The organism is Salinibacter altiplanensis (genome assembly GCF_002894645.1).
In the GTDB taxonomy this organism is placed as follows: Bacteria; Bacteroidota; Rhodothermia; order Rhodothermales; family Salinibacteraceae; genus Salinibacter; species Salinibacter altiplanensis.
Genome location: NZ_NCQY01000011.1, coordinates 111,458 through 127,523 on the forward strand (window position 1 = coordinate 111,458; position 16,066 = coordinate 127,523).

The window sequence follows — 16,066 nt, forward strand, 5'->3', positions numbered from 1 at the left end:
CGACGAAAAGCGGTCACAAAAACGATGAGTTGGTAGAAAGAGAACCAACCAGAGCAAGAATATACATCATACAAATCTTACCTCTCCCTAAAAAGCCTCGACGTCCAACAAAGAGGTACCGTTTGTTCCATGAGTGAAGTTTATGTAAACGATTGCAGGGCAGTACTCAGTGCGTGCAGGAGGACCAGCCCCGGACGGGTCTCTCACTGGCCCCGGCCCTGTGCAAATTGAATGTGTGCTGGTCCCAGGGGCTGGGCGGTAGACTGATCGCGAGCCGAGATGCCCACGGGCGACGGGCACGAATGGACCCCGAATGGTCTCTGTAGCGGCGCTGATGGGCGAGTGCAGATCCCATTCTGCCCGAGATCCGCTCGGGGCGTCCGGAGAACAACGAACTCAGCCCCGGATGTCCCCGAGGCTATCGACGCTGTACACGTTGGGGCGGGGCGACGTCTCGAGCAACGGCTTCTCGAGAACCGTCAAGGGGCGGAGACGAACGCCCCGGTGGTCCTCAGAATGCCCTCTGAGGCCTGACACCGGCGATGTGGGGGGCCTCTTGGATTCGAGGAGCCGATGCAGCGGAGTCCTTCGCTGGAGAAGAGGGGAAACAGGTCGGGGACGAATGCCCGAAGTGGACGCCGACCATCTGGGGGGGCGGAATGCACCGGAGGACACCCCAAGGGCCGGCCGGCTGGCATGCAAAAAGCCCCACGCCGGATTGGTCTCTGGAAGGGACTCCCGACGTGGGGCGCCCACAGCTCCGTGGGCAAGACCCGAACAACGGTTTGGGGCTAGCTTCGTCCCAGGTACACTCAGGTCGCCACCAATGCACAGTCGAGTCGTTCTGAGGACGACGACCGTTACGATGCGCGTGGGCGGGTTGGGGACGGGCGCAGGTTTTCTTACGTTGGAGATCCCTCATTATTATCCTGGGCAAGTTCACGGGATAAGCGTGCCGCTCTCGTCTTCACAACTCTGTACGTCCGCGTGGCCGACGCACCGTGTCGGATTCTGTGCACTGGGGACCTTCATCTCGGGCGCTACCCGTCCCGCACCCACTCGCGCGACCGGGCCTGGGCGGTCGACCACGTGTGGGAGGACACGGTGTCGTACGCCGTGCAGCAGGCGGTGGACGTGGTGGTGCTGACCGGAGATGTGGTGGACGCCCAGAACAAGCGGTACGAGGCCTTGGGGCCGCTCCAGCGGGGACTCCGCCGGCTCGGAGAGGCCGGCATTCCCGTCGTGGCGGTGGCCGGGAACCACGATTTCGATGCGCTGCCCCGCCTGGCCGGGATGATCGAGGCCGACCACTTTCACCTACTGGGGCGCGGCGGGAAGTGGGGCACCCTGACCGTAGCGCCGGAGGGGCGCGCGCCTCTTCAGTTTGTCGGGTGGTCGTTTCGAGAGGCGCACACGCAGCGGTCTCCGGTCGAGTCGTTTCCGGACGGGCGCCTCCGTGACGACGTCCCGACGGTGGGGCTGCTGCACGCCGACCTGAACGCCCCGGAGAGCGTCTACGCCCCAGTGTCGCTCGACGCCCTGCGCCGACGTCCCGTATCGGCGTGGCTCCTGGGCCACATCCATGCGCCCTCGCTTCGAGACGACCGGTCGCCCCTCGTGCTGTACCCCGGCTCGCTCCAGCCGCTGGACCCGTCGGAGACGGGCACCCACGGTCCCTGGCGCGTAGAGGTGGCCCCGGACGGAGACAGCACGGCGACCCATCTGCCCCGCGCTCCCCTCCGCTATGAGCACCTCGACGTGGACGTGGATGCGATGGAGGAGGGGGCCGTCGAGGCCGCGGTGACGGATGCGATGCGTGACCGGCTCCGAGCGGCCCGCGAGAAAGGCCCCACGCCGCAGCGGCTCGTTTGTCGCCTCACGCTCACGGGCCGTACGTCCGTTCACCGTGCGGTGTGCGACCTGGTGGAGACGTGGCCGGGCGCGCTTGAGGTGCCGGTGGAGGGGTCGACCGCCATCGTGGAGTCGGCCGCCGCCCGGACGCGCCCGGCTCTCGATTTGAAACGCATCGCGGAGGGCACCGATCCGCCGGCCGTGCTCGCTCAGCTTCTTCTAGCGGTGCGGCACGGGGAGGAGGACGAGCCTGCCCAGGACGCCTGGGTCGCGATCAAAGAGGCATGCTCTGCGGTACAGGACTCGCCCGCCTACGGCCCGCTCTCCGACGCGGACGACCTGTCGCCGGATCGGGAGGCGCTTGCCGACATGGTCCAGCGTCAGGGACTCCTGCTCCTCGACGAACTGCGCTCTCAGACCGACGCTGCGCCCCACAAATGACGGATGCTTCCTCCGACACGCCGACGGCAACGGCCGACGCTGCCCTCCACCTCCGCCGCCTTGCGGTGCAGCGGATGTACGGCCGGTCGTTTGGGCTTGAGGCAGAGGGGCTCGTCCCGGGCGTCAACGTCATCGCGGGGCCGAACGGCTCCGGCAAGACCACGCTCGCCCGGGCCGTGACGGTGCTCCTATGGCCGGAGGCCCACGGGTGGGGGCGGCCTCTCGTTGAGGGAACGTTTCGCCTGAGGGACGAGCCGTGGCGGGGCGATGTGGAGGGCAGCCGGGTGCAGTACCAGAAGGGCGGCGCCCCGGCAGGCCCGCCGTCGATGCCGCCGCCTAGCCACCGGGATCGCTACCACATGTCCCTGCGCGACCTGCTCGCCGCCACCGAAGATTCGGAACGGGCCCTGGCCGACGCCATCCTGCAGGAGGCCCAGGGCGGGTACGACGTGCCGGGGGCCGCCGGGGCGCTTGGCTTCGGCGAGTACGCAAAGGGAACGCTGAAGGAGACGCGCGAGGTCGAAGAGGCGCGGGGGCGTGTGGAGGAGGCCCGGTCGCTGCACCGGACCCTGGAGCGCAAAGAGCGGTCGCTGCGGCGGCTCCGCCGCGAGCGGGACGAGGCGCAGGCGGCGGCCCGTCGACGCGACGCCCTTGCGCAGGCCCTGGCGGTGGCGCGGGCGGAGCAGGAGCGCCAGGAGGCCGAACGGGCGGTCAACGCGTTTCCCGAGGGCATGCACGCCCTTCAGGGAGACGAGGCCGAGCGCCTCGAACACCTTCGGGCCGACCGGGAGGACGCCGTCGAGAAACAAGGGGATGCCACCGCGCAGCGGGCGGCGGCGGAGACACGCATCGCCGAAAGCCGGCTGCCGGCGGAGGGGCTGCCGGACGGCACCCTCGACACGCTCCGGACGGCCCTACAGGAATGGGAGCAGGCGCGGACGACCGTCGACCAGGCGGAGCGCGAGCGAGCCCGGGCGGCAAAGACGGAGGCGACGGAGTGGGAGCGTCTGTCGGGGGACGACAGGGAGGCGGCCGCCCAGATCGACGCGCCGGCGGTCGACGCGGTCCGGTCGCTGGCGGAGTCACGCCTGGAGGTGCAGGGGCGAGAGGAGGCGCTCCGCGCCCTGGAGCGGCGGCTTGGCGAGGCCGACCCCGAGCCCCCTCCGGAGCAGATTCGTCGCGGGGTCGAGCAGCTTGCGGAGTGGCTGCGCGAGCCGGCGTCGGCTCCTGCTGAGGCAGGACGGGGACAGATCCGTCGCTATGTGGTCCTCGCGGGGACGGTCGCCATCGTTGCGTTGGGCACCGTACTGGGACTTGACGGGGCGCTCCTGGGCTGGGTCGTGGCTGGGGGGGGCGTCGTCGTGGCCGTCGCTGCGTACGTCGCCCCCCGCTCGACCGGCGTCCCGACGGGGACGCGTCGGCCGGATCTAGAACAGCGCTTCGAGCGGCTCGACCTTCCCACGCCCCCAGCCTGGTCGCGCGACGCGGTCCACGCCCACCTCGACTCGCTCCTTCACGACTGGACGGACGCGCGGCTGGAGGCGGCAAAGGCACAGGAGTGGGCCCGCCACGCCGACGAGGCGGGGGCCATCGAGGACGAACGGGCAGCGTTGGGGGAACGCGAGGCCGAGCTTGCGGATCGGCTCCAGGTAGACCCTGGGCTCGGGGCCCACTCGCTACTCTGGTTCGTGCAGCGGCTGGGGGCCTGGCAGGCGGCGTGGACGGAGGTCCGGGGGGCGGAGGAGAAGATCCGCGCGGCCGAGCGCCAGGCAGAGGCGTGGTGGGACAAGGTGCAAGCGCTCGTCGAGCCGTACGGAAAGGACGTGGAGGACATCAGCGACGGCCAGGCGGCCCTGGAGCAACTCCGGGACGACCAGCGCGTCCTCGAGGCGGCCCATGCCGACCGGGAAACCGCACAGCAGCGTCTCGATCAGGCGACGGAACAGGTTGAACGGATCGACGACAAGATCGAGCAGCTGTTTGATCGGCTCGGGCTGGACGAGGGAAGCGACGAGACGGTTGCGGAGTGGTGCGCTCAGTTCGACGCGTACGAGGCCGCCGAGGAGGCGTTGAACCGGGCCGAGCGGTCCGTCGAGCTCGAACGCGAGCGCCTCCAGGAACGGGAGGGGGGCGAGGACTCGATGCTCGCAGCGACGGCCGAAGAGCTGGAGCGGCGGAAGGAGGAGGCGACCCGGCAGGCCGAGCAGGCCGACGACCTCTCCGACCGGATCAGCCGCATTCAGCAGCAGGTCGAAGACGCGAAGGCGGACCACGGCCTTGAAGAGGCACTCGCGGAGCACCAATCGGCCCGCCGGGCGCTGCGGCGTCGAGGCCGTCGCGACCTGCGGCGGGTCGTCGGGCAGGCCCTGGCGGACGTCGTCCACGAGCGGACCCGAAATCAGGATCTGCCGGCCGTCTTTTCCCGTGCCGACGCACTCTTCCGGCAAGTCACGAGTGACCGCTACCGCCTGGACCTTGACCGGGCGGAAAGCACGTTCCGCGTGGTGACGGACGCCGGACGCGGGCTCGCGCTTCGAGAACTGTCGGGCGGCACCAAGGTCCAGCTCCTGCTTGCCGTTCGGATGGCCTTTGTTGAGACCCAGGAGCAAGGCGTCCAGCTGCCCCTGGTGTTGGACGAGGCCCTGGCCAACAGTGACGACGAGAAGGCGGCGGCCCTCATCGAAGCGATCCACACGATCGCCGCCGAGGGACGCCAGGTGTTCTATCTGACGGCGCAGTCCGATGAAGTTGCGAAGTGGCGGCGGCAGCTCGACGAAACCGACACGGCACTTGCGATCCACACGCTGTCCGGGGCCGATGGGGGGAGCGTTGCGGTTGAGAACATGAGTGGGGACGGTGCCCTCCGGTCGGGACGGCCCGCGTCGCCGGCACTCCCGCCCCCCGACGAGCGCAGCCACGAGGCCCTTGCGCGTCACCTCGACATCCCGGTCTGGACGCCCCGAAATGACGTTGCGGCGCTGCATCTGTGGCACCTGACCGACGACGGGAACCTGCTGTGTCGTGCCGTGGAGGCCTCCTATCGGCGGTGGGGACAGCTCGCCGGCCTGGCGGAGCGGGACGCCCTTTCGCTCATCGACCTGGATCCGTCGAGCTACCGGCGTTTGGAGGCGCTGGCCCGCGCGGTGGAGCATTGGGCCGCCGCGTGGCGCGTGGGACGCGGGAGCCCGGTGGGGCGGGCGGCCCTGGAGGCGACGGACGCCGTGTCCGACACCTTCATCGACGAGGTGGCCGCCCTGGCGGAGCGCGTCGACGGGGAGGCCGCCCGCATTCTCGACGGACTGAGAAAGGGGGCCGTCAAGCGCTTCCGCTCCGATAAGGTGGACGAGCTGGATGCTTATTTCCAGGCGGAAGGACACCTGACGTCGGAGACGAAGTTTCCCCCTGAGGCGTGGTGGCGCCGGGCCCTGGAGGCAGTAAGCGAGGACCTTGAAGCGGGGCGCATCCGGCGGGACGAGGTCGAGGCCGTGCTGGACCGAATCTGTGACCGTGCTCCGGGAATCGAAGACAGTCCCTCTGCCGGAACGAACGCGAATTCGACCTGACGAGGTCTTCCACGTTCTCTCCCGTCAACGGTGTGCGCGTCTCGGCGAACAGCTTCACGTCTCGTGTCTCCTCACTCCGAAGAACGGTGGTGTCTCCCACGTTTGCTCGGTTGGGGCCGTCTGACGAGAACCGTCCTGTCCCCGTCGAGCATTGCGCAGGTCACCCGGCGGCCCGTGCGTTCACCGGAGGGATCCACTCGGCCCGTCCCTCACGGGGGGATGTCGTTGTGCATCGGGAACGAAAAGGGAGCCGCGTTGGCATCGTGTTTGTGGTTCAAAAGGCACCCTCGCCGTTCTGATGTGTGGTGCCGTCGTCCCGATGAATCTCGCCGACCGACTCTCGACGCTTCAAGCCCGGGCCGACAGACAGCATGCCGTCCTCGATTGTCAGAAGAAGACCGAAACCGCGCTTGTTCTTCCGTTCTTCGACGCGCTGGGCTACGACCCTTTCGATGTTCGGGCTGTGGAGCCGGAAGCGAGCACTGACGATAAAGAAAACGGGAGGGCAGACTACGTCCTGAGACGAGATGGCACGCCGCTGGTCCTCGTCGAGTGCACGGAGGCGACGAGGCCCCTGGACGTTCCGGAGAATCATGTTCTGTTCCGGCGTGCCGCACCGACGGGAGGGCCGCTCGTCCTGTTCACGAATGGCCTTCGGTTCCAGTTTTACGCGGGCGGCGGGACCGAGGCGGAAGGGCTTGAAGGGCCGGTCCTGGACTTTGACCTTCTCGACTACACGTCCGAAGACGTAGCGGCGCTTCGACAGCTCGCCCGGCCGGTGCTCGACATGGACACTGTTCGAGCGGCCCTGCAGAGGCCCATTTGCCGCCGCCAGGTCCGAGAGTACCTGACGCGGCAGCGGAACGCCCCCGATGACGCGACGAAGTCCCCCGCGGCCCAAGAAGAGGCGCCGGGGTCGCCGAGCAAAGGAGAAGCAGGAGAGGGGACAACGACCGGCGTCTTTGGGAAGGACATTGTGAAACACGCCCTCGAAGACCTCCAGGAGCGGTTGTACGGTCCGTGACGGAGGGGGACGCAGGCGTCGAGGAAACAGCCCGCCGCCTTCCCTGTGTGGTCGTCCGACGGTTCTGCCTTGAGCAGAATCAGGGACAAGCACTGCTCAGACGAATCGGATTCTGTCCTGCATGATCGACGCGGACATCAGTATTCTCGGCTGCGGCTGGCTCGGTCGGCCGCTGGGCCGGCACCTCGTGGCGCACGGCGTTCACGTGCGCGGTTCCACCACCACTCCGGAGAAGGTCGATCCCCTACGTGGAGAGGGCCTCGAGCCGTACCTGCTGACCCTTGCCCCGGCGCTCGCCGGCGAGAACGCATCGGCATTCTTCGAGTCGCCCATCCTCGTCCTGAACGTCCCCCCGTCCCGGAGCGCCGACGACGCGGAGGCGTACTATTGTCGCCAAATCGATGCGGTCCGCGAGGCCGCCTCCGATGGGGCAGTCGAGTGGATTTTGTTTGCGAGCTCCACCGGGGTGTATCCGAACGTGGAGCGGACGGTGACGGAGGCCGATCAGCCGCCGGGCCGCCCCGGTGCCCTGCCGGGAACACGCCGCTCAACGGGGCGGGCCGTACTGGCCGCCGAGGAGAGGCTGATGAGCGACCCGTCGTTTGCCACCACGGTCGTGCGGCTTGGTGGGCTCTACGGGGGCGATCGTCACCCTGGGCGCTTCCTCGCGGGACGATCCGGCATCGGGCGGCCGGAGGCCCCGGTCAATCTGATTCATCGGGAGGACTGTGTGGCTCTGCTCACCACTCTCCTCGAACAAGACGTTCGAGACGAGGTCTTCAACGCTTGTGCAGACGCCCACCCGACCCGACAAGCCCTCTACACCCGCGCGGCGGAGGTGCTCGGCCTGGACCCGCCGGCCTTCGACGCATCGGACTCCACCACCGGAAAACGCGTCGACAGCCAGAAGGTCAAGGACCGGTGCGGGTATCAATTTCGTCGGCCCGATCCTCTGGCGGACCTGGAGGGGTAGGGCAGCGTCCCGGGCACGGCCTGTAACGATTCCCCCATGCTTCGGGGCACGCCCGCGTGCAGTTGATTTCCCGGCGGGCCCCCCATTGTTTAAGGCCAATCTCGAGTCTCCGACACACGTGCGGGTCCGAATCGGGGCCCCTGCGATCTCTTCTTGCCACCAACACCCCAGGTGTATGCCCACCTCCACAAGCATTCACCCCGTCCTTGATCAGGCGCCTACCACGGAATCCTTCCGGAAGGCGACGCTGCGCGGTCTCCGCAAGAATCAGAAACGTGTTCCCTCCAAGTTCCTCTACGACGAGCGCGGGTCGAAGCTCTTCGACGCGATCTGCGAGCTCGACGAATACTACCCCACCCGCACTGAGATTGGAATCATGCGGGAGAACGTGTCCGCCATGGCCGAGGCCATCGGGCCGGCGGCCCGCCTCGTCGAGTACGGCAGTGGCAGCAGCCTGAAGACACGCATCCTGCTGGAGCGGATGGGGGAGGACCTGGCGACCTACGTGCCGGTCGACATCTCGAAGCGTCATCTCCTCGAAAGTGCCGAGGCACTCGCCGAGGACCATCCGGCGGTGCCCATTCAGCCGGTGTGTGCGGACTACACGGCCTCCTTTGAGCTGCCCGAGTCGCCGCGCCCGGCACGCCGCACGGTGGGATACTATCCGGGCTCTACGATTGGAAACTTTCCGCGAGCCCAGGCCCGCGCGTTTCTGTCACAGATTGCCGACACGACAGGGCCCGACGGCGGGCTGCTCATCGGTGTGGATCTGAAGAAGGACGTGGACGTGATGACGACCGCCTACGACGACGCCGAGGGAGTGACGGCGGCCTTTAGCAAGAATCTGCTCCGTCGCATGAACCAAGAGCTGAACGCGACCTTCGACCTCGACGCCTTCGAGCACCAGGTGCGCTGGAACGAAGCGCGTGGCTGTGTGGAGAGCCATCTCCGAAGCACAATCGCACAGTCTGTGACTGTGGCCGGCGAGTCGTTTGCCTTTGAGGAGGGCGAGACAATCCACACCGAAGACTCCCACAAGTATACGCTCGAGGGGTTTGCGAGCCTCGCGGCCGAAACCGGGTTCGAGGTGGAGTCGGTATGGACGGATGATCGTTCGTACTTCAGCGTGCAGTACTGCACCACCAGCCCTGACTCGGCGTGAATTCATGCGGCACCGGGAGGGCGCTGTTCCTCGAAAGGGAACGAGTGGGTGGAGAGGTCCATCCGTATGGTCCCCGCTTATCACACTTCAACCGTCCATCTCTCCGCCCGATATGGCCCACGCATTCTTTCTGGGCGTCGATGTCACCCCGGCCGACGGGGACGGCGCCCCGGACGTCACCCATGCGCTGTTCGAAAAGTCGAAGGAGAACTCCGACGAGCCGGCGACCTACCGGCTCACCCGCATCCGACACCACACGGATGGGGAGTCGGCCGACGACCTCGCCGACCGTCTTCAGGAGCTCGTGGCCGACCAGCCCTATATCGGCCGCACGAGCCTCATCGTCAACCGGGGGCCCGACATCGGCGCGGCGCTCGTGGAGGCCCTCGAGGACCGGGGCCTCGATCCTGTCGCGGCAACCGTCACGAACGGAGGCGGAGCGGCGGCCGGTGATCCCGAAGAGATGGGCGTCCACCTTGAGGGGAGAAATGTCCTGCATCGGTTTGTCAACCTGCACCGCGACGAGCGACTCCGTCTCGAGAACCATGCCACCGAGGCAGCGTCCCAGCTTGCCCGAGACGTGCAGGTCCTCTCCGAGCGGCTCGACGAGATCGACGGGGACATGGAGGGACTGGGCGAGACGCAGACCGAGGGCCTCTCCTTCGACCCCGGGGCCACGCACATCACAAGTGCCGCCATTGCGGTATGGCTCGGGGCGGAGCGATCGTTCGATCCGTCCCAGCGCCTGAAGGGGGCGCCCCAAACGGATGCCGCGTCGGATGCCGGGGCCTAGGCCCGAGCCCCGCCCAGATGCTCAATCCCGGGGGCTGTATCTGTCCGTCCGGCCTTCCTGCGGTCCCCTGTGCTTTCTGTTTTGCCCACTGCCCGTAGACCCATCATGAGCCATCCCTGGCACGACATTGCTGTGGGGGCGGAGGCCCCCGACATGTTCAGCTGCATCATCGAAATCCCCCAGGGCTGCAAGGTCAAGTACGAGCTGGACAAGGAGAGCGGGTTGCTCCGGGTGGACCGGATGCTCCACTCTTCGGTCGTCTACCCGGCCAACTACGGCTTCATCCCGCGCACCTACGCGGACGACGGGGACCCCCTCGACATGCTCGTGCTGGCGCAGGAAAGTGTCGACCCGCTGAGCATCCTGCGCGCCCGTCCCATTGGGCTCATGAACATGCTCGACGACGACGAGGAGGACGCGAAAATCATCTGCATTCATCTCGACGACCCGGCCTTCAACGATTACTGGCACATCAAAGAGCTTCCCGACCATCGCCTTCGGGAATTGCGCCGGTTTTTCCAGGACTACAAGGCCCTGGAGGACAAGACCGTTCAGGTGAAAGACTTTTTCGGGCCGGATCGGGCGAAGGGGATCGTCGATGGGGCCCTCAAACGCTACGAGAACGAAATTACCGCGAAGCACGAGGAGTGATCTCTGAGCGCTTCGATGAGTCCCACGTCGACCTTCATCCGCACAAGACGGCGTGGGAGCGACGGCCTCCCGACGAGCGGGGACTGCCGCGCGGACGCCTCTCTGCCGTCGGAGACGACCGCTCGCATGGAGGGCAGTATCTAAAGCGCGATGCCCACCCCCGCGCTCACGGTGTTGTTGCTGGCCAGGGCGTAGTCGACGTTGAGCTGAACGACGGCGAGGGTGACGGACACGCCGGCGAGGGCCCGGACGCTGTTCGAGGCGTCTTGATCGAGCGAGACGGTTGAGGTGCTGCCGTCCGGCGTCTGGAACGTGTACCCCACGTCCACGCCAAACTGCTCGTACTGCAGGCCGCCGTAGAACGTGATGGGGGCGACGGGGATGCTCTTGCTCACCTGCGCGTTGAGGGCCCAGCCGGAGGCGTCGACGATCTCGCCGGGATTGGGGCCGTCGTCACTGCCGGAGAGCGACAGGCTCTGCCACGTTCCCTGCACGGCGAGCTCCACGGGCGAGAGGGGAATGTACTGGCTGATGCTGTGCCGCACGGAGAGGCCGAAGAGCGAGACGGACCCGTAGTCGCTGATGCTCGTCTCCGGGAGGAAGCGAACCTGCGCGTCGGTGCCGAAGACGGTCCCGGCGCCAATCTGTGGGACGGCCAGGGGGGCAATGGGGGTGTCGATTAACGAGGCGGGAAGGGGAACCTCGTCGACCGGAACGCCGGTCTGCTCGTCAATAACGTCGGCCGAGCCGGGGGATTCGTTCTCGCCGAAGGCCGTCGGGAGGTCCGTATTCGGATACTCGATGCGCAGTCGACGGCCGCTTTCGGTCTCGATCACCTCGTCGCTCAGACGGAACGACTCCGCTGATCCAGACGTGAGGGCGCCCATTCCAGCGACGCCTATGTACACGTCGATTCCGGGAATGATGCCCTCGCCCCCGACCTCCGCGGTGCGGAAGAGCCCGGCGTTCAGGTCGGCTCCGAGGGCGTCGGTTACCGGCTGCGTGTAGCCGTCGGCGTACTGCTGGCCGATGCTGTTTAGGGCGTCGCCAAGCTCGTCCTGGGCCTGGGCCGGTGGGACAATGAGAACGGTGAGGGCGATTAGGGACGAAAGGAGGCGGAATCGGAGAGTGTGCATGAGAAGAGGGGGAGTCAAGAACAGCGTGCGAGTTGGGGAGACAAAAACGAAGCAAGCTCTGTGCCGTGGGCTACGGCGTGGCCGTCTCGTCGGCGGAGAGACGGTGGGGGTGGGTATAGGCCCGGAGGCGGTCTCGCGCGTGCGGCGCAGTGAGGAGGCTCACCACGACAAACACGGCTACGTTCGCCCCGAGTCCGTAGAGGCCCTCGTGCAGGGGGAAGGGGTGGAGGTGCGATGCCACGAGGAAGAAGGTGTTGACCCCGATGCCTGCCAGCAGGCCCGCCAGCGCGCCGGGGCCGGTGGCGCGGGGCCAGTAGAAGGCGGCAAAGATGAGGGGGAAGATCTGCGCCACCCCGCCATAGGCCCCGAGCAGGAGCGCCACGATGCCGACCTCCGAGAAGACCGCGAAGTAGTAGGCTACTGCGCTCGTGGCAACGACGAGGCCGCGAATCCATTGTCGTTGCTGGGCATCGCTGATGGGATCGGAGAGCAGCGGCTTGATGCCGTCGCGCAGCCCGATGGAGGCCGCGGCGTGCAGGATGGCGTCGCCCGACGACATCGAGGCGGCCAGCGCCCCCGCGCACACCAGCCCCACCAGGACGGGCGACAGCTCGATCTGGGTGAGCAGGTGAGGGACGATCGTGTCGGGCGGCGAAACCTCCGGAAACGCCAGGACGCCCGCGAAGCCGATCAGCAGGATGGGCACCAGGAACAGCTGGAAGGTGGGGTACAGGACCACCGTCAGCTTGAGGGTGCGGTCGCTCTTCGCCGTGAAGGCGCGCATGAAGAGGTGGGGCCACATTGAGAAGCCGACGGCCGAGACGACGACGGCGGAGCTGTAGCCTGCCCAGCTCCAGGGCGCCCCGTCCGCCGCGAGGCCCGGCACGTCGAGCAGGGCCGCCTTGTCGCTCGCCGCAATTGCCTCGAACATAGGCTGGATGCCCCCGTGCAGCGTCTCCGGCAGGTAGAGCCCCAGGAACCAAGCGACGGCCATCATGAAGAGGCCCTGGACCGTGTTCGTCCACCCGATCGCCATCATGCCGCTGGCGAAGACGTACACCAGGACCACGCCGTAGGCCAGGAGCGCCCCGAGCCACTGCGGCACGAGCCCTTCGGAGATGGTCGACAACAGCAGGCCTGCCCCCTTCATTTGCAGCGTGAGGTAGGGCACGAACGCGACGACGCTGAGCACGGCCAGCACCACCGAGAGCGTGCGGCTGTCGTACCGGTGGGCCAGCATTTCCGCCTGGGTGACGAAGCCGAACGCCTCGCCGACCTGTCGGGCGCGCGGCCCGAGAAAATAGAAGGGCACCATTCCCACCGTGCCGTAGGCAATAATGTAAAAGGCCGCCGCCCCCCGGGAGTAGGCCCAGCCGGGGGCGCCGAGGAACGCGAACGACGAGAAGACCGATGCCCCGAGCACAAAGTAGAGCACGACCACGCCCAGCGTCCGGTCGCCCGCCACGTACCCGTCCACGCTTGCGGTTGCGGTGCGCCCCGACCAGACGCCGATCCCCAGCACCAGGACAAGATAGAGACCGCAGATGACCAGAATGACGGCCCGCTCGGGCATGGGGACAGTGACGAGAGCCAGAGAGACGCGCGAGAGAATGGGGATCAGTCCGCCGGGTCGGGCTCGTCGGCGCGGTACAACAGCACCAGGGCGATGAACACAACGATGAGCCAACCCACCGTCCAGGCGAACGAGAAGGGCAGGCCGAGGACGTAGGGCGTCAGGTCCACCGCCCAGGGATAGACGGGCCAGATGAGGGCAAGGCCCGAGAGTATGCTCACGACCAGGAATGCCAGTAGTGCCGGGCGTCGGGAGTCCCCAAGGCCCGGGACGACGAGGCCCCTGGGAATATCGTCGGGGGGATCCTCCATGGATCTAGGTCGGATGCCGCGGGGGGAGCGACAGGGAGCTAGCACTGGTCAAGGGCAACGGCCGGCCCGTCGACAGAGCGCCGGGCAGAGGCCTGGTGCACAGGAGAAGCGACCCGTGCATCCTGCACAGGCGGAGCGTCGAAGGTGGCATCGGACCGCTCGTGGTGAGGGTCGCCTCCCCCTCGACAGGAGTAGACGACGGACGCGAGGAGCAGGAGGGAGACGGCACCGATGGCGAGGCTGAAGCCCCCGGCGGCAAGCATGCGCTTCATGGGCGAACGAGGCAGTGAAAGAGAACGAAGGCGACGAACACGAGGCTGATCAGAAGGGCACCTCATCTTGATTTTCCTCATACTCAGACTCGTGCCTAGTGGTCTGGATGTCAATCTCTGTCGCTGAAAAGCCGAAGAGGTCTTCCGGGGAGAAGACGAGCCGGAAGTCGTCCTCGGTGAAGAAGGGCTCAAACTTCGTGGCAAACTCGTCGAGCCGCCGTAGGTAGTACGCCGTATTCTCGTCGGGATCCGTCGGGACCCACTCCGCCGCCAGCTTGCAGTTCTTGAAGGCGGTGACGTTGGCGCTGTCGCCGGTGATGTAGTAGCTGATGCGGTCTCCTTTCTTGATTGGCTTTCCGGTGCGCTCCTGTTTTTTCTTGGCCAGTTCGTAGGTGGCGGCGCGAGGCCGGCTTCCCGCTTCGACGTCGGCCTCGTAGTCCTCCAGGGTGTCCTTTAACGTCTCGGTGCGGGCGAAGCTGTCGATGCTCTCCCAGTCGTGCTCGATGATTTTGTCGCGGGTGTTCACGTAGAGCGCGTGCAGTCCCTCCACGTCGTGGTCGAGGAGGCGCCGGATGGCCCGGCGCACGAAGTCGCGCCCGAACGGCTCGTTGGAGCGAGAGATGAGCGAGGAGCCCTTGAACTTTAACTCGTCATCGTAGGTGAGGAGGGCGTAGTTCTTCTTCTTGTACGAGAGCATCTTCTGAAACCGTCCGTCGAAGCCCACGCGAATGCCTTCGGGCATCGCCTCCGTGAGGCCCACCGTGAAGTCGGTCTCGGCCTGCTCCCCCCGCACCCCGTCCGGCGGCACGAAGAGGACTCCGTCTGTGTCGACCTCGATCACAGTGCCGCCCCGCCCCCGAATCTCGTCGATGAGGTCGCGGAGGATCTGTTGGCCCGTGCGCGCCACCCGGTCGGCCTCCGCAAAGTCGTTGAAGGCAGAGAGGGAGAAGCCGAGCATGCCGTAGAAGCTGTTGATGAGCACCTTGTAGGAGGACTGCCGCGCATCGAGTTCGCTGCGCACCTCCTCGTCCTCGGCGTTGCGCATGTCCTCTTTTGTCTCCAGGCGCAGGTCCGTGAGCCGTTCCAGGAGCTGGGGGAAGAGGTCCAGCGTGTCGCCGGACGGCTGCACGTTGTAGTTCAGCATGATGGACGGGTACAGGCTCTCCACGTCGGCGTAGACGATGGGGCCCATGACGCCGCTGAGGAAGATGTCCGTGTAGCCGCCCATCGACTGGCTGCCCCATTTGCTGCGGGGCAGGGCGTGGCGCCGCCGGAGGTACTCCCGTACGAAGAGGCTCTCGATCTTGGTCGCCGGGCCGCGCCGCGCCGACGAGCCGTAGGTCATCGGGAGCATTTGAGCGAGGTAGAAGGTGGAGCCGGAGAGGTGCCCTGCGAGGCGCTTGGTCTCCGTGACGTCGTCGAGTGCGTAGTCGAGCAGTTCCTCGCGGTCCTCCCGCCAGGCGCGCGAGATGTCAGTGCCCTCGATGTAGGTGCGCTCCTCGGGGGCGAGGCCAAAGTAGCGGGCGGCCGTCTTGAGGCTGTAGTCCGGCAGGTCGCGGCTGAAGACGTCGAACGACATCACCTGGAAGTAGGTGTCGATCACGTGTCGCCCCACAATGTCGACGGCGGGATAGTCCACCGTCCGCTCCGCGAAGCGCATGCTGGAGTCGTACGTGCGGGGCACCGACCCGTCGCGGCCGATGGCGAAGTCGACGTCGTGCAGGGCGCAGCGGTCGAGGAGGTACGAGAGGTCAAACTCGAAGACGTTGTGCCCCTCGATCACGTCCGGGTCGCGCTCCCGGAGCACGTGTACGAGCTCCTTGAGGAGCGTGGCCTCGTTGATGCCATTGCGGAGGTGAAGGACCTCGTCCCAGCCGCGGTTGTCGGAGAGGGCGACGATAATCACCTTGTCCTCGGGGCGGTCGGCATTTGGGAAGCCGCCCTCGGTGTAGACCTCGATGTCGAGCTGCAGGCGGTGCAGGTCGTCGAGGGTCATGTCGAGCAGGCACGACCGCCCGGTCTGCATGAGGTACTGCTGGACGGGAGAGCCCACGCGGTAGAGCTCGTCGGGCCAGCCCTCGTCGCTGTCCGTGCGATCCTCGACCTGCCGGATGGCGTTCCAGTAGTCGCTCCACGTCTCGAAGGTGAGCAGGTACCGGTAAAAATTGTCGCCGGCCAACTCGGTGGCCGTGTGGACGGTCCCGCTCCGATACCGATCCGCGAGCAGCGAAAAGTCGGAGAGAAAGAAGAACGGGAAGAAGGTGTCTGGAGTGAACCCGATATAACGGACAGGTGACCGCTTTCACACTGCGGCAA

Annotated in this window: 12 protein-coding genes; 7 read left to right on the forward strand and 5 right to left on the reverse strand. The window is 66.8% G+C overall.

All coding sequences use genetic code 11. From position 1 onward, the window contains the following. Window positions 1-987: 987 nt before the first annotated feature. The 7 genes from B7R93_RS06635 to B7R93_RS06665 all read left to right on the forward strand — a co-directional run bounded on the left by B7R93_RS06635 (window position 988) and on the right by B7R93_RS06665 (window position 10,458). Window positions 988-2,292, forward strand: coding sequence for a metallophosphoesterase family protein (locus B7R93_RS06635; protein ID WP_103020034.1), 1,305 nt, complete (start codon window positions 988-990; stop codon window positions 2,290-2,292). Further along, complete coding sequence (locus tag B7R93_RS06640; protein WP_103020035.1) at window positions 2,289-5,855, forward strand: AAA family ATPase; 3,567 nt, start codon at window positions 2,289-2,291, stop codon at window positions 5,853-5,855. The genes B7R93_RS06635 and B7R93_RS06640 overlap by 4 nt, the downstream gene beginning before the upstream one ends. Before the next feature lie 319 nt (window positions 5,856-6,174). Continuing rightward, window positions 6,175-6,879 (forward strand): hypothetical protein, encoded by a 705-nt coding sequence (locus B7R93_RS06645; RefSeq protein WP_103020036.1) that lies wholly within the window; start codon window positions 6,175-6,177, stop codon window positions 6,877-6,879. A gap of 121 nt (window positions 6,880-7,000) precedes the next feature. Further along, window positions 7,001-7,852 (forward strand): SDR family oxidoreductase, encoded by an 852-nt coding sequence (locus B7R93_RS06650; RefSeq protein WP_103020037.1) that lies wholly within the window; start codon window positions 7,001-7,003, stop codon window positions 7,850-7,852. A gap of 175 nt (window positions 7,853-8,027) precedes the next feature. Next, window positions 8,028-9,014 carry an L-histidine N(alpha)-methyltransferase gene (gene egtD, locus B7R93_RS06655; RefSeq protein WP_103020038.1) on the forward strand — a complete coding sequence of 329 codons (987 nt, stop codon included), beginning with the start codon at window positions 8,028-8,030 and terminating at the stop codon, window positions 9,012-9,014. Window positions 9,015-9,126: 112 nt separating this feature from the next. After that, window positions 9,127-9,807 carry a hypothetical protein gene (locus B7R93_RS06660; RefSeq protein ID WP_103020039.1) on the forward strand — a complete coding sequence of 227 codons (681 nt, stop codon included), beginning with the start codon at window positions 9,127-9,129 and terminating at the stop codon, window positions 9,805-9,807. 105 nt (window positions 9,808-9,912) lie between these two features. Next, window positions 9,913-10,458, forward strand: coding sequence for an inorganic diphosphatase (locus tag B7R93_RS06665; protein WP_103020040.1), 546 nt, complete (start codon window positions 9,913-9,915; stop codon window positions 10,456-10,458). Between the two features lie 140 nt (window positions 10,459-10,598). On the opposite strand, the gene B7R93_RS06670 is transcribed toward B7R93_RS06665, so the two are convergent. The 5 genes from B7R93_RS06670 to B7R93_RS06690 form a co-directional block, all read right to left on the reverse strand. Then, complete coding sequence (locus tag B7R93_RS06670; protein ID WP_103020041.1) at window positions 10,599-11,594, reverse strand: DUF6588 family protein; 996 nt, start codon at window positions 11,592-11,594, stop codon at window positions 10,599-10,601. A 70-nt stretch (window positions 11,595-11,664) separates the two neighbouring features. Then, entirely contained in the window at window positions 11,665-13,167 is a 1,503-nt protein-coding gene (locus tag B7R93_RS06675; RefSeq protein WP_103020042.1) for a sodium:solute symporter family protein, read from the reverse strand. Between the two features lie 44 nt (window positions 13,168-13,211). Beyond that, the gene (locus B7R93_RS06680) at window positions 13,212-13,388 is read right to left on the reverse strand and encodes a hypothetical protein (protein WP_157942222.1); all 177 of its coding nucleotides are present in this window, start codon (window positions 13,386-13,388) and stop codon (window positions 13,212-13,214) included. A gap of 128 nt (window positions 13,389-13,516) precedes the next feature. Next, on the reverse strand, window positions 13,517-13,750 hold the full coding sequence (locus tag B7R93_RS06685; protein ID WP_103020044.1) for a hypothetical protein: 234 nt from the start codon (window positions 13,748-13,750) through the stop codon (window positions 13,517-13,519). Between the two features lie 49 nt (window positions 13,751-13,799). After that, on the reverse strand, window positions 13,800-15,929 hold the full coding sequence (locus B7R93_RS06690; RefSeq protein WP_232798114.1) for a DNA polymerase domain-containing protein: 2,130 nt from the start codon (window positions 15,927-15,929) through the stop codon (window positions 13,800-13,802). Between the last annotated feature and the right edge of the window lie 137 nt (window positions 15,930-16,066).